General features: G+C 66.4%; 13 protein-coding genes. All 13 read right to left on the bottom strand.

The window, feature by feature from the left end; all coding sequences use genetic code 11:
• Nucleotides 1-63: 63 nt before the first annotated feature.
• Complete coding sequence (locus Q0P59_RS14895; protein WP_295007647.1) at nucleotides 64-678, bottom strand: tetratricopeptide repeat protein; 615 nt, start codon at nucleotides 676-678, stop codon at nucleotides 64-66.
• Nucleotides 679-2,061, bottom strand: a complete 1,383-nt coding sequence (locus tag Q0P59_RS14890; protein ID WP_295007645.1) for a cbb3-type cytochrome c oxidase subunit I — start codon at nucleotides 2,059-2,061, stop codon at nucleotides 679-681. It lies immediately after the preceding gene.
• 4 nt (nucleotides 2,062-2,065) lie between these two features.
• Complete coding sequence (gene ccsA / locus Q0P59_RS14885) at nucleotides 2,066-2,884, bottom strand: cytochrome c biogenesis protein CcsA (RefSeq protein ID WP_295007643.1); 819 nt, start codon at nucleotides 2,882-2,884, stop codon at nucleotides 2,066-2,068.
• A 79-nt stretch (nucleotides 2,885-2,963) separates the two neighbouring features.
• Nucleotides 2,964-3,965, bottom strand: coding sequence for a hypothetical protein (locus Q0P59_RS14880; protein ID WP_295007641.1), 1,002 nt, complete (start codon nucleotides 3,963-3,965; stop codon nucleotides 2,964-2,966).
• A complete protein-coding gene (locus Q0P59_RS14875; protein ID WP_295007639.1) occupies nucleotides 3,944-6,721 on the bottom strand; it encodes a cytochrome c3 family protein in 2,778 nt (925 codons plus the stop codon). The genes Q0P59_RS14880 and Q0P59_RS14875 overlap by 22 nt, the downstream gene beginning before the upstream one ends.
• Nucleotides 6,708-7,790, bottom strand: coding sequence for a 6-bladed beta-propeller (locus Q0P59_RS14870; RefSeq protein ID WP_295007637.1), 1,083 nt, complete (start codon nucleotides 7,788-7,790; stop codon nucleotides 6,708-6,710). Before Q0P59_RS14870 ends, Q0P59_RS14875 begins: the two co-directional genes overlap by 14 nt.
• Entirely contained in the window at nucleotides 7,787-8,773 is a 987-nt protein-coding gene (locus tag Q0P59_RS14865) for a hypothetical protein (RefSeq protein ID WP_295007635.1), read from the bottom strand. The genes Q0P59_RS14870 and Q0P59_RS14865 overlap by 4 nt, the downstream gene beginning before the upstream one ends.
• Nucleotides 8,739-9,137: a c(7)-type cytochrome triheme domain-containing protein gene (locus tag Q0P59_RS14860; protein ID WP_295007633.1), complete on the bottom strand. Its 399-nt coding sequence runs from the start codon at nucleotides 9,135-9,137 to the stop codon at nucleotides 8,739-8,741. The genes Q0P59_RS14865 and Q0P59_RS14860 overlap by 35 nt, the downstream gene beginning before the upstream one ends.
• On the bottom strand, nucleotides 9,134-9,664 hold the full coding sequence (locus tag Q0P59_RS14855) for a c(7)-type cytochrome triheme domain-containing protein (protein ID WP_295007631.1): 531 nt from the start codon (nucleotides 9,662-9,664) through the stop codon (nucleotides 9,134-9,136). Before Q0P59_RS14855 ends, Q0P59_RS14860 begins: the two co-directional genes overlap by 4 nt.
• Before the next feature lie 76 nt (nucleotides 9,665-9,740).
• Nucleotides 9,741-10,658: a hypothetical protein gene (locus Q0P59_RS14850; protein WP_295007629.1), complete on the bottom strand. Its 918-nt coding sequence runs from the start codon at nucleotides 10,656-10,658 to the stop codon at nucleotides 9,741-9,743.
• Nucleotides 10,659-10,709: 51 nt separating this feature from the next.
• A complete protein-coding gene (locus Q0P59_RS14845) occupies nucleotides 10,710-11,735 on the bottom strand; it encodes a c(7)-type cytochrome triheme domain-containing protein (protein WP_295007627.1) in 1,026 nt (341 codons plus the stop codon).
• A gap of 11 nt (nucleotides 11,736-11,746) precedes the next feature.
• On the bottom strand, nucleotides 11,747-12,163 hold the full coding sequence (locus Q0P59_RS14840; RefSeq protein ID WP_295007625.1) for a c(7)-type cytochrome triheme domain-containing protein: 417 nt from the start codon (nucleotides 12,161-12,163) through the stop codon (nucleotides 11,747-11,749).
• Nucleotides 12,164-12,216: 53 nt separating this feature from the next.
• Nucleotides 12,217-14,535, bottom strand: coding sequence for a hypothetical protein (locus Q0P59_RS14835; protein ID WP_295007623.1), 2,319 nt, complete (start codon nucleotides 14,533-14,535; stop codon nucleotides 12,217-12,219).
• Between the last annotated feature and the right edge of the window lie 43 nt (nucleotides 14,536-14,578).

The following is a 14,578-nucleotide window of genomic DNA, read 5'->3' as shown; positions in this document are numbered from 1 at the left end:
ACCACGGGATCGCCTTGCCGGCCAGCGGGTAGAACGTGGCCGGGGAGGCGAAGCGATAGACACTCATGGCTTGCCCTCCCCGCCCTTGTTGCGGCGATGCGGCACCTGGTCGGCCTTGACCGGCGGCCGCTCCTTGGCCAGCTCCTCGCGCAGCTCCCAGGTCGCCGACTCGGCCTTACGGCGGAAGGGATCGTCCGGCGGGCTGCGGTGCAGGTAGGTTTCCATCGCCTGCAGCGCACCCTGCTTGTCGCCCATTTCCTGCAGCGCGGCGCCCAGTCCGTAATAGGCGTTCATCTGATTCGGCCGCAGGGTCGTCGCCGAATCGAAAAAGTCCGCCGCCGCCTTGTACTGCCCCATGCCGAGCAGCGCAAACCCGGCGTTCACATAGGCTTCCGGCATTTCCGGGCTCAACTGGATGACCCGGTGAAAGGCCGTCAGCGCCTGGTCGTAGTGCTTGGCCTGGAGCAGCGCGACACCGTCGCGGAAACGCCGGTCCAACTCGTTCCTGACCTTGTTCTCGACATGCTTGTCGGCCTGCAGCCTGCCGCTCAGCGGCGACTTTTCCCAACCGAGAAACAAGGCCAGCGCGATGACGGCAAGCGCCGCGCCGAGCAGCAGAAAGGCCCAGCGCTCGCCGGCCGGGCGTGATTTGAGTTCGGGCGATGCCGTGGTTTCCATTTAATCGATCCGCTTCCTGCAAATTCCCATCAGAATGGCCGCCACGAACATGGCGGCGCCTGCCGTGGCCAGCAAGCCGCCGGTGCCGGCCAGGCCCATGGCCAGATGATGCGCGCCGTCGGCCATCAGCGTCTCGGCGTGCGGCGACTTGCGCGGCACCCCGAGTTGCCCCGCCCAGGCCAGTCCGATCACCATCAAACCGATCCCCAGGCCGTAGACCAGGGGCTGCCAGCGCCACAAGCCGGCCCACGCAGCCCGGGCGACGCCCGGCAGGCGGCTTTGCGCCCAGGCCATGTAAGCCAGCGTCACCGCGCCGACCGTGCCGTGATAATGCGCCGGAACCGTTGTCGTTTCGCCGCGGATGAAGGCCCCGACCAGGCAGCCGAGCACAAACAGCCCGATCGAGCCAAGCAGGCCGGCATCCAGCGTTTGCAAGCGGCCCCGGCGAGCCATCCGGACATGGCCGAAGACGATCCACACCGCCAACGCCAGCGGCGCCGGCCAGGTCAGCCAGCGCATGACCAGCGTGAAGCCGCGCCGATAGGCGACGCCATCCACCGGCAGCGCCACGGCGATGAGCAGGTCGAGGCCGACCGCGAGCAGTTCCAGCGCGACCATCCAGAGCACCCAGCGCCGGGAAAACGCGACCTCCGCCAGCGGCAGGCGCCCGAGGTGCAGCCAGGCCGCCATCAGCATCAGCGTATGAACGATCTGCAGCACATGGCCGCCGCCCCACAGCCGCGTGTCGAGCGAAGCCTCGCCCCCGACCCGGGCGGCCAGCAGGAAGGTCGCCAGCGCGGCGAGGAAGGCCACGATGGCCGCCGCCATGACGCAGCGCATGGCGGCGGCCGGATGGCGCGGGCCGCGCGCCGACGCCTCGATGGCGAACATCAGCAGGCAGGCCACGCCGGAAAACCCGACGCCGGACAGGAAAGCGCCCAAGCCGACGTAAAACGACGGCGTATCGAGGACCGGGACGTAGTTGGCCAACACCGGCACGCCCTGCCCGTCGAGCGGCGACAGCAACATCGCGACGACGCCGAGCCCGGCCAGCCAGACGCCGGCCCGCGCCATCCGCAACAGGATGCCGCCGCCCAGCGGAATCGCCAGCAGCCACAAGCCGGCCGCCACCGCCAGGAACCACACCACCACCGCCAGATCGACGTGGAGGACCAGCGCGCTGCGGAAGAACTCGGCCCCCAGGCCGAGAAATGGCGTGCGTGCGACGACCAGCACCACCGCGCACAGCGTCGACGCCCCGAGGGCCAGCACCGCCAGCAGCCACCAGGCGCGCGACAGCTTGCCCGATGCGACGGCCGGGTACTCGGCCGCGGTGCATGCCGGGTCCAGCGCCGACGGGGGACAGGAAATACTGGCGCGCATCAGATCACACCGCGCCCTGGTGCGGCGTCTGGGACAGGAAAGGCACGCCGAAGAAGGTCAGGAAGGCGGCGACGAACACACCGATCACCAGCCAGGCGCCGAGGCGCGGCGAGAGGTCGAAGGTCAGCCGCGCGTGCAACGAAATGCCGACGATCAGCCAGGTGATGAAGGCCCAGGTTTCCAGCGGGTCCCAATCCCAGTAGCGCCCCCAGGCGTCCTGCGCCCAGATGGCCCCGGCGATCAGCATCAAGGTCTCGAACACGAAGCCGATGGCCATGCAGCGATACGACAGCTCGCTCAGGCGGGCGCTGTCCGGCAGGCGATGGAACCACGCGTCGGGACGCCCGTCGCGGCGGATCAGGATGACGCCGGAGAGGCCGACGGCGACCAGCACGGCGCCCAGGAAAACCTTGCCGAAGCCGATATGGATGAACAGCCAGACCGTGTGATAGGTCGGCGGCAGATGGGTCTCGCCGGGGCTGACCGTCATCAGCCAGCCCATCATGGTGAACAGGATGGGCATGACGATGGCCGCCACCGGGCGAATCGCCGGCAAACGCCAGTAGGCGATCGAGAAGGCGAGCATCAGGCTCCACACGTTGCTCGACAGGATCTCGAACATCGTCACGAAAGGCCCGTGATCGAGGCGCTGCCAGCGCAGCCCGATGGCCGCGGTGTGCAGGACCAGCCCGAGCGCCATCAGGCCGAGCACCGTGCGTTCCGGGCGTTTCTTCAACAACACCCCGAAGATCGCCATGCTGCCGGCCAGGACATAGGCAACGACCGCGACCCACAGGACTCGCAACTCTCCGATCAAATCCAATTCCCACTCCTGGAAAAATTCTCAAAAACAGGACAACCCATGCAAGCCCGATGCCAGCTCGCCCCCACCCGCTGCCGACTCAGTCGTTCCAGGGGCGGGCCGTAAATTTGCGCCAGAAGTGCCAGCCCAAGGCCAGCACGGCGATTGTCGCGGCCGCCAGCAGCCAGTGCATGGTCCTGTCCCAGGCCACCTGGTAGCCCATCCAGGTGCGCAAGCCCAGGTAGGTCAGGCGCCCGCCCGGCAGGTCGAGATGGACGATACCCCGATCGCCCGGGATTTCCCAGCGCTGCTCGCCTTGGCGGACGACCACGACGTAACGGGCCGGCAGGCGGAACTCGCCGCCCCCTTCGGGCACCGGCTCGTCGTCGAACTGGAGGGCCGCCCAGACCGGCTCGGCGCTTCCCGGCAGCGACCACTGGCGCGCCTGGGTCAGGGCATTGGCTGGGTAGCTCGGCAGATTGACCGAACCGCGCATCGGCTCGCCCTGCGCCGGCTGCCAGCCGAACATCAGGGCGAAGCCCTTGGTCCAGTTGGCGTAGAAACGGTAATGGTTGCGGATCAGCGGGGTATGGTCGCCGATCACCGCCTGCTGCAGTTTCCCGCTCTCGTCCACCCAGCCGACATTGTTCTCGGTGCCCAGCCGGACCGGCCCCGGGGCGTAGCGGATACGGGTTCCCAGGTTGGTGAAGGCCGCCTGCTCGACGCCCGATGGATGCCACGGACCGGCGTCGACCTCGACGAATTCGCCGGTGAATGATTCGCCCTCGACCACCTCGGCCCGCCCCTTGAAATAGGTCAGGCGGCCGATGGCGATCAGGATCACGATGGCGAGCAGGGCCAGGTGGAAGATCATCAGCGGCGCCTGGCGGCGAAAATGGCGATTGGTCGCGATCGCCGCCAGCAGGTTGAGCGACAGCAGCGACAGCGACAGGATCAGCCAGGGGCTGGTCCGCACCTCGTTGAAATAGGCCAGCACGATGCTGACCCCGAGGAACACGAAGGTGGCCAGCGTCAGCTTGAGCGATGCCAGCATGGGCAGGATTCCCCGCCCGGCCGGCATCAATTGGTCGGCCCGCTGCACGTGCTGGTCATCCAGTTCTTGCCCGTTCCGGTCGTATTCGAGCCGCTGGCCCCGTTGGCGCTGGTAATCAGGTTGGCGCCGGTTTTCCCGCGCGAGCCGCAATTGGTATCCGACCAGCTGCCGCTGGCGGCGAAAGTGGCCACCTTCAGCTTGGCGTACAGGTAGTACGGTTCCTTCGAATAGTAGGAGCCGTTGCCGTTGATCGCCACTTCCTTGCTGCTCCCCGCGCCGAGCCCGGCCTCCTCGCCGACGTCGTTGAGGTTGACCAGCAGCGCCTTGTTCTTCCAGCCATGCGGCACCGCGACGTGGCACCAGGTGCAGTACAGCTTCTGGATGCGGTCGATATGGTAGTTGTGCAGGTTGCCCTTGCCGCCGCCATAGAAGCCGGACTTGCGCCCGGTATCGTTGCGCGTCGTGTAGTTGGACGAATCGTGGCACTTGAAGCAGAGCATGTTGGCCGTTTCGCCGCTGTCGCGCCCGGTCGCCCCCATGCCGCTGCTCCACACGCCCTTGAGGATGAAATTGTTGTTGGAACCGTGCGGCCCCCACGGGTTGCTGCCGTCGGGGATGACCGACTGGCCGGCCGCCACCCCGGAACCGTGGCAGTCGGTGCAATACATGGTCTGGGTGCCCACCGCATTGCTCCACGGTGTCAGCCAGGGATTGCCGCCGGACATGCCCCGCGCCGCCGTCGTCCGGCCGGTCGCCCCGATCACCGGGTGCCACGAGCGGTGGTTGTTGTTGTTGCAGTTGGCATCGACGCAGCCGCCGTCGGTTCCGACGCTCAGGGGCTCGCCGACATGGGCATTGGGCGCCTGAAATTCCTTGGCCTGGTTGGTGTACATCGTCAGCCCGTTGGTCGCCGTCGGCGTGCCGCCGCTGGTCGAATTGAGCAAGGGGCGGTTGCCGCCGGCGCTGACGTGGCTGTTGTTGTCGGAGTAGCCGTAATCGGAGTGGCACTTGAGGCAGATCTGATACTCGCGCGTCACGTAGGCTTCGCTGGCCAGCGTGCTGCTGCTGGCGCCGGGATCGCCGCGCTTGACGGTGTAGCCGGTCGGCAGGGCATGGAAGGAGGCGCTGCCGTAGCTCGGCTCGACCCCCCAGGCGCCGCGCAGGACGCCGGAGATGATGTTGGTATGGGTATAGCCGCTGGCGTTGGTATGTTTATGCGCCCCGCCCCCGGTATTCCGTCCGGCGACCGTATCCTTCGTGTTGGCGGCGGTCAGGGCGCCGGGCAGGCCGTTCTGGGCGCGGATGACGCGATGCGGATTGTGGCAGTCGGTACATTCGACATGGCGATTGTTGAGGTTGCCGACGCCGAGCTTGCTGCGCGGCTCGATGAAATCCTTGCCGCACTTCGAGCCGGCGGTGGAGCAATCGATGAAGGCCGAGTCGTTGCCGAAACTGCCGTTGATGTCGTGCACTTCCGCCGTGTTGCCGCCGGCGCCCCCGGTCGTACCCTGGGCCGCGGTGGTGATGGGCATGCGGCGGGCGAGCAGGAAGTCGGAGCGGATGTTGGGCACGTTGGTCGTCGCCTGCAGGGTGCCGTTCACGCCGCCATCGTGGCACTGGTAGCAGGTCTCCTCCAGGGCCGCGGTGTTGCTGCCGCCGGGTTTCGGCGCGGCGCTGGTCAGCGTGCCTTCGTTCGTGCCTTCGCGCAGCAGTCGGCGCGTGCCGGCCACGGAATGGGTATCGTGACAGTTCAGGCAGGCCGCCTTCCACACCGGCAGGTTGCGCGGGAATTCCCGGCGGTCGGCGTGGGTGTTGCTATACAGCTCGTCGGCGACCAGCGAATTGGCGTGCGCCGAGAAAGCCCAGGCCGAACCGCCCTTGTCGTGGCAGGCCAGGCAGATGATGTCGCCCGAATTGTCGGTGCTGTTGTAGCCGCTGACGCTGGGCGGGTCCTGGTGCTGGAAGCGGTTCAGGCGCAGGAATTTCTGGTTGCCGACCGTGCTGTCGGTCTCGCGGATGTGCGGGTCGTGGCAGGTGGCGCATTGCACCTGCGCCCGGTTGTTGCCCGCCTCGCCGGTATTTTCCAGCTTGAGCTTGGGCTTGACGGTTCCCGTCCGCACGCCGACCAGGGTCGTGTTCGTGCTCGGGGTGCGCAATTCGCCGTCGCGTGCCGCCAGGGTGTCGTTGTACGAGATCGAGATGGGATGGTCGTTGGTGAGATCGGTGCCGAGGTAGCGGGTAAAGCCGGTGTCGGTTCCCGAGCCGGTCGGCATGGTGGTGCCCCCGCTCGTTGCGATGACCGCCGTGCCCTGGGCCTGCGGGGTCTTGTCCAGGCCGTTCAGCACATTGACGTTGCCGACGGCGACCGTGCCGTCGTGGCAGGACAGGCACAGCTTGGAACTGCCGCCCGGCTGGTTCATGGTGCTCTGGACCTGCTTGGCGTCGAGCGTGCTGGAGTCGTACATCACGTAGCTTTGGGTATAGCCGGCGCCCGCCACCTTGCGGTTCCACAGCGGCGTCGTCGAACTCGAACCGCCGTGCGGCGTATGGCAGAACACGCAGACCTGGGTTTCGCTGCTGGCCTTGATGTTGCGGGTCGGCACGCTGCCCGCCCCGGCCGTCGGGTTTGTATAGGCCGAACCGTCGGCGGCGGCGGAAAGGTTGTGCTTGGTGCCGCGGATATCGGAGACGCGCGCCGCCTCTACCGTATCCAGGCCGTAACGGAAGAGCACGAAGACGCCGAGGCAGAACGCCAGCGCAATACGCGCGATACGAGACGACATCGCCTGCTCACTCACTGCCATGATCGCCTACGCCACCCAGAAACTGAAACACTGCAATTCGCCCATTGAAGGTATCTGCCACGAACACCCGGTTGCCCCGGTCGATCCACACGCCGCCGGGGAGATAGAAACTGCCTGCCGCCTTGCCGGCTCCCCCGATCGGAAGCAGAAAGCGCGCCCGCTCGTCGAAAATCAGCAAATGATCGTAGTAGGACTCGATCACATAGAGATTGTTTTCGGAATCGACCGCCACGCCCTTGGGGCGGACCAGGTTGCCCATCATGGTACCGCGCTCGCCGACGACGAGCGGCTTGCCGATGCCGTCCAGCGGAATCAGCTGGACCCGCGCGTTCATCGTATCCGAAACGACCAGCCGATCGCCGGAGAGCGACAGGAAAGTCGGGAAGTTGAACTCGCCCGGCGCCTCGCCGCGCTGGCCGATGCTGCGGACCAGCCGGCCGGTCATGTCGAAGACCTTGATCTGGTGGGCCTGGGTATCGGCGACGTAGAGCAGGCCTTCCCTGGCATCCCAGGCCAGGCCGTTCGGGCGTTCGAGCAGGGCGCTATCGACCACCAGCGTTCCCTTGCCCTGGGCGTCGAGCGAATAGACCTGCTTGAGATCGGCATCGGCGACGAAAACCCGGCCGGCCGGCCCGAGCGCGATCCCGGTCGGCGACGCGAAGCGGCGGAAGCCCTGGGCGAATTCCCAGACATCGAGGCGTCCGTTGGCCGGATCGAAGACGAAGACCGCCGAGCGGCTGACATCGGTCACCAGGATCCTGCCGTTTTCATCGACGACCCCGGACTGCGGGCGCTGCAGGACGACCGCCTCCTGCCCTTCGAACAGCCCGGCAAGCCACTTCAGCGCTTCGATGAAGACGTTTTTCTTCTTGCCTTCGCGCTCGACGAAATTCTGCTCGCCGGTCAGCTCGCCGACATAGACGTAGCGCGGAACCTCCTCGTCGCTGATCGGCGGGAAGTAGATTTTCCTGCCGGCGGCGACCTGGCCGGGATCGAAGCGCATGACCAGCGGTTCGGAGGCGCAGCCGGCCAGCAGGCAGGCAAGCAGTGCAACGACGACGAATCTCATGCACGCAGCCTGAAGGAAGCCACCCGCCGCCCGGCGCCATCGGCCACGTACAGGGTCTGCTGGGCGATGGCCATGCCGCGCGGGTCGAGCAGGCCGAGCGACGCGAAATCGGCCTCGACCAGCAAGGCCCGCTGCCGCCAGACCCGGATCTGGCGCTCGCGCACGTCGGCCACCGCCAGCCAGCCGTCGCCGGCGGCCAGCGCCGACGCCTGGCCGACATCGTCGGCGACGACTTCCATGTTGCGCCCGCCGAACGGGTCGATGGCCGCGATGCACTGGCAGGCGCGGCCGGCGATATAGATGCTGTTGCCGTCCATGGCCATGGCCGCCGGCTGCTCCGGCACCAGCCCCTGCGGCATGACGATCCCGCCCCGGCCGTGCGGCATGATTTCCTCGAGGCGACGCTGGACCTTGTCGAGGCCGTAGTAACGGCCGCTCGCCGCATCGACGGCGACTTCGTCGTAGAACACCCCGCCGCCGAGCTGGGCGTCGATGGTTTGCATGACCCGCCCGGTGCGGCTGATGCGGATCATCGGCGCGCTCATGCCGTTGGCGACGGCAACCGAGCCGTCGGGGGCGGCGGCCAGCCGCGTCTGCTGGTTCACCCGCAGGCCGCGCACCATGTTCATGGCGTCGAGCATCGGGTCGTAACGGAAAATGGCCTGCAAGCCGGCATCGGCGATGAAGATGTCGCGCATCGGCGTGACCGCCACCGAGACCGGAAACACGAACAAGGTCATGGCCCCCACGCCGCCCATGGCCGGATCGGGAAAACCGGCGTCGTTGGCGCGCTGGATGATGCGCCCGCCCGGGTAGGACTGGCCGGCGACCAGATGCCGGCTGCCCTCGGCCAGGCTCAGCGGCGAGGCGCCCAGGGCGAGGCTGCCCAGCAATCCCTTGAGCAGGGTCCGCCGGCCGGCGCGCGCCGGCCGTTGCGCAGCGCCGGGCTTACCAGCGTCCCGGTCCAGAAGTCTCGTGTCCACCAAACACCCCCGTCGGCAGGCCCGGCTTGCCCGAATGGCAGAGATCGCAATTCTCGGGAGACCAGGCAATATCATTGTTATGGCAGGCGCCGCAGAACTTTCCTTCGATGATGTCGGTCATCGTGATGGTGTTGCTGCCGGCGCGCATCTTGAATCCTAGCTCAGCGTGGCAGACCTTGCAGCGGAATCGGATCCGGTGGAACCAGTGGGGAAAGACCACCGGCCGCATGCCGTTCTTTTCGGCCTGGCGATTGATCACCACGTCGGCATACTCGGCCTGCGTCGCCAGCGGCAGCGCCGCCAGCAGCACGCAAACCAGCGACAGCACGCCGAGACGCCTCGATGGCGCGAACAAGCCGCTCATTTCTGCCCCTGCCCTATGGCCTGGTGGATACGCGGGTCGATGCCGGCCGGGATCACCGGCTTGCTCTGCCCCGGCCGGGGAATACTGTGGCAACGCGCACACTCGGTCAGCGGAAAGGCGACCGCGCCGTGGCACACCCCGCACTGCTCGCCCTGCAGTATCTTGAACATCGAAATCTTGCTCTGGCCCACGCTCTTGGCGAACAGGCCATCGTGGCAATTGACGCAATCGAGCCATTCGGTATGCGGGCGATGCGGAAAGCGCACGGCCGGCATGCCGCCCTTGGCATCGAGAATCACATCCAGGTCGAGCTTCTGCACGACCGTCTGCGGAAAGAGTTTCTCGCGCGGCCGGATTTCGCCCTTTTCCAGCACCTGCACCCAGCGCACCTGGTTGCCGGCGTGGTCCGGCGTCAGCCCCTGCAGCGCCTCGCGCGGCTGCTGCAGGATCTTGACGGCGCGCGAGCGGGGGTCGTGGATGCCGTCGTTGGCCAGCGGCAGCCATTCACCCGCCCAGGCGGCGCCCACGCACAGCAGCCACAGAAAAAGCGCAAGCCCGGGGCTTGCTGCTCCCCGGGCCAGGCCAGAAACGGTGTCGAGAAACTCAGCCCGGAATGTAGATACCGGCATTCCGTATCGCTCTGACCAATTCGACGGTCGATTCTTCGAGCAACTTCACGGCCTGTGCGTGATCGCGCTTGGCGGCGGCCGATTCGGCAGCCGAACGCAGTTCCTTCGCCTTGGCGACAAACCCCTGGACCTGCTGGTCGAGCGCCGGATTGCCGGCACGCTTTTCCTCGACCAGCACCTTGATCAGCATCTGGTGCGTGTCGTTGCGGTCGATTTCGTAGTGGTATTCCTCTTCCTTGCTGGCGAAGTTGAGCGAACGGACCAGCGTGTCGCCGCTGCGCAGCGAGCTGATGCCGGCCTTGGCGACCAGGTAGGCGCGGTCGAGTTCGGCGCGGCCTTCCTTGTACTTGCCGGCTTGCGCCAGGCGCCCCGCCTCGGCGACCGACTTGTCGATCTGCGCCACGGTATCGCCGACGGTCTTCGAGGAGCTTCCCTTCTCGCTGGCCACGCGGCGGTAGGCGCCGAGCAGCGCGTTGACGCTGTCGAGGCGCGCCCGGTAGTCGGCTTCCAGCTTCTTGGCCGTCACCTCTTCCGGGGCGGCCAGGCGCACGGCCTCGAAGAACGCGGCGCGCACTTCGGCCAGCTGGCCGTTGGCCTTGTCCAGGTCACCGGCGGCGAACGACGCCTTGGCCGACTTGTAGATTTCGCGGGCCTTGTCGCGGCGCGCCGTGGCCTCGGGCGCCTTGCTGCTCTCGATCTGGCGGGCGGCGGACGAGGACTCGAGCAACTTGCCGACCGATTCGAGGTTGAACTGCAACTGGTCCTTGTCGACCTTGCCCGCCGACAGACGGGTGGCGGCGCTTTCCTGGGCCAGCGCCGCCGGAACCAGGCCCGCCTGGCCGACGGAAAGGGCTGCGGCAAGCAGACCGGCCTTGAGCACGAATTTATCCATACTGTTTTTCCTTTGCCGGGGGAGCGCACCGGGCGCTCCCCGCTGGTTAAATCACTTGGCGGCGGCAGCCGGAGCCGGCGCCTTCGCAATGTCCTTCTTCTTCGAATGGCAGTTGCGGCACTCGGAAACCGGGAAGGCCACCTTGCCATGGCAGACGCCGCACTTCTCGCCGAGCAGGATGGAGGCCATGCTGATCGCGTTGGCGCCCTTCTGCGGCACGAAGATGGCCGGATGGCAGTTCGAGCAGTCCAGCCACTCGGTGTGCTGCTTGTGCGGATAGACGACATCCGGCATCGAGCCCTTCACTTCGCGGACGATGTTCAGGTCCATGACGATCGGCTCGGCCTTCGGATCGTTCCGGTCGTAGCGCGGATTGATCTTCTTCTGCCCGATGGCTTCGACCCAGTTCACCCGATTGCCGGCATTGCTCTTGGGCAAGGCGCCGAAAGCGGTGAGCGGCGGCTGTAGCGCATGCGTGCCGTCGTTCGCCGGATCGTGGATGCCGTCTTCGGGCGGCGGCAGGTTGCGCTTGCTCGCCGGCTTCAGGAGGCGGTTGAAGGAGTTGATATCGCCCGCCGAGACCTCGGTCGGCGCGACGCTGGCGACCGGCGCGGGGGCCGCTGCGGGGGCCGCCGCGACCGGGGCCGGAGCCGGCTTGGCTTCGACCTTCTTCGGCTCTTCCTTCCTGGCTTCGGCTTTCTTCGGCTCTTCCTTCTTCGCTTCTTCCTTCTTGGGCTCCGCTTCGGCCTTGGCGGCCTTCACGGCATCCTTGACCGAACCCAGCATGTAATCCACCGCGGCCTTGACTTCGGCATCCGGCAAGGTCATGTGCCCGCCCTTGGCCGGCATGCCCTTCGGCGTGCCGGTCAGCGCGCTTTGATAGAGGCTGGCGACGCCCCTGGCCGCACGCGGCGCCCAGTCGCCGCCATTACCCAGGCGCGGCGCGCCGGCCAGGCCGGTGGCGTGACAGGTGGAGCACACCTTGGTGTAGACATCCTTGCCGGACTGCTGGGCGAATACCGGAAGGGCCAGGACGAGACCGGCGACGATGACGGAAATACGATTCGAGATTTTCATGGCTGTCTCCCTCACTTCTTCGCGCCAGAGGGCTGCGCCAGTTTCTGAACGGTGCTTTCATGAACCTGCGTCGGCGTACCCGGCTTGCCGGAATGGCACAGGTTGCAGTTTTCCACGGACCAGGCGATGTCGCCGTTATGGCAAGCGCCGCAGAACTGGCCGTCGATGATCTTGACCATGTTGATCTCGTTGCCGCCAGCCTGGAACTTGAAGCCGAGATCGGCGTGGCACACCTTGCAGCGGAAGCGCACCCGGTGGAACCAGTGCGGAAACACGACCGGGCGCATGCCGGCGCCGTCGGAGTAGTTGTTGATGACCACATCGCCGTACTCGGCCTGGGCATCGTTGATGTCCACGAACATGACTGCGGACAGGATCAGGACCGCAGCGACTGCGATACTTGCCCTCAGTTTCGAGAGTATTTTCATTGAACGACCTCTTGGTTTTATATGCACTGATCAGCCTGCCCGGCGCAACAGAATCAGAAGGAACCGATTTGCCGGGCTACCTGGAAAAAGAGCAATGCATTTTTCTTGCCACCTACTTCGTTGTTGACCAGCGAGAGGCGGAAATCGAGCAGACCGATGCGGTATTCGAGGCGATTGCTCAGGGTGAAACGGGCCCGGTCGATTTCGCCGTTGGCGTTGCCGTACAGGCGGTCGTCGCGCAGGCGGGTATCGGCCGCGAAGCTCAGCGTGTAGCGCAGGCCGCGCACGCCGGCGAAGCGCAGATGGTTGTACGAGGCCGAGCCGTTGAGCGTCATGTGCTGGGCATTCTGGGTGACCGGAATACCAAAGGAATCAACGGTCTTGAAGCTTTGGTCCGACCAGTTGAACATCAGGTTGACGTTGGCCGACGAGATCTGGGAAAGCTGGCCCTGGCCGAAGAAACCGACATTCAGCACGCGATAGCCCTGCTCCAGGTAGCCGGTCGTCCGCACGTCGGAGAGCATGGTGCTGACCGAGCCCGAGAAGCGCTCGGCCGAGGTCATCCCGAGGTTCGCCGACAGCGTATGGGTCAGCGACTGGGTCGTTCCGACCAGCGCGCTGTTGATGACATTGATCGACTGCGAGCCGTTGAACGACAGCGTCTGCCCCGGCGAGAGCGTGAAAATCCGCGACAGGTTGTGGCCCGCCTGGCCGCTGGTCACCGAATTGGCCGGCGTCGGTCCGTACCCGCTTTGCCAGTTGGCGTTGGCTCCGGTGTTCCAGTTATAAGAAAATTTCCCAATACTGAGAGGATTCCCGGTGTAGTTGACCGAGCTGCCGAGTTGGGTAATCGTCTGGCTCGCCCCCTGCGACTGGTTCAACTGGTTCATCGCCCCGTTGAGCGAAAACGAGAGGTTGTTCGAGTAGCGGTACAGGGCGGAGAGATTCCCGCCCAGGGTATTGGCGGTAAAACCCTCGCCCCCGAACTGGCTATCCTGCGCGGTATAGCGCAGGCCGCCGCTCAGGGTCAGCGGCAGGTCATCGAGGTCTTCGAAATCGGGCAGCCACGACCCGTAGGTATAGAGCTGCAGGTAGCGCCCGTGCGTGGAGGTGGCGTTGCCGAGGCCGCTCGAGGTGCGGATGTCGCTGTCGGTATAGTTCATCGTCGCACCCCAGTTCAGGGTGTCGCTGATATTGGCGATATGCGATGAATTGAGCCCGATCAGGCGGGCGTGATCCCCCGTCCCGCTTCGCTCGCCGAGCGAATAACGCCCATTGAAGGAGTTCTGGACGATGCCGAGCTGGGTCGAATACCCCCCCGACAGCGCCGTGACCTCGTCGCGCTTCCCGTTCGAGGTATTGATCTCGCTGCGGTCGAAAATGAGGTTGCCGCCGCTGTTCCCGTCCTCGGAACGGAAATTCTGGGTCATCCCGAAGCGGTTGCTGACGTAGTCGTTGGTCACCAGGACGCCGCTGGCGCGGCTGTCGGTCCGGTCGAAATAGGCGCGGAAGGGGTAGCGGCTGCTCGAGAACATGTTGACCTCGCCGCCGCCGACCAGGTTGCTGCTGCGGTTGCTTTCGGCGACGCCGCCGACGGTGCTGGAGCTTTCCGACGACGAGGTGGTGATGCCGAGCCGCGCGCTGACCCGGGCGAACCACGGGGCGTAGAGGTAGCTGGAGGCCGACAGGTTGGCGAACACCCCTTGCGACGAGGAGGTATAGCCGGTGTTGGAGGAGCTTCTCTGGTGCGTGTAGCCCAGGCTGCCGCCCCAACGGATGGGCGGAATCTCCCAGCCGAATGCGCCGAACGAACTGGGTTGCGCCGCCTCGGCGCCGCCCGGGGCGGCCGTCGACTGGGCCAATGGCGCGCCGCCGACACCCGACGGCGTGGCGCCGGCCGACGGAAAACCCGCCCCCGCCTGCCCCGGGAAGGATGCCCCCGCGGGCGCCGGTTGCCCGACCCCGGCGGCGCCGGGCATGGGCAGGAACAATTCCCGGGACTGGCGAAGTTGCCCGGGCTGGTCCGGCATGGTCATCCAGCGCGGCTCGGGCCGGCCCGGCGGCAGGGTCGTCATCATCTGGCTCAGGCGCAGCGGCAGCTCGACGTCGGCCGGCCAGGCCTCGCGCGCCCGGCCGAGCATCGAGCTCGGGCGCAGCGCCAGGCCGTCGTCCGCCATGTCGCGCACCGGCCTGTCCTGGCCGACCAGGGTGCCGAGCAGGGTATCGCTGTGGCGCAGCAGGAAGCCGTCTTCCCGCTCCGTCTGGACGATATCGGCCAGCGCCGCCTGGACGGCGCCGACCATCGCCGTTTCACGAACCGGAGGCAGTGCCTCCGGCACGGCGGACTCGACGGCCAGGACGCACGACGACACCGACAATGCGCCGCCCGCCAGACCTGCGATCAGGTACCTGGAG

Origin of the sequence: uncultured Dechloromonas sp. (genome assembly GCF_945957265.1) — a bacterium.
Taxonomy (GTDB): Bacteria; Pseudomonadota; Gammaproteobacteria; order Burkholderiales; family Rhodocyclaceae; genus Azonexus.
The sequence above is the reverse complement of the archived record's forward strand: the minus strand, read 5'-3'. Positions and strand labels throughout refer to the sequence as shown.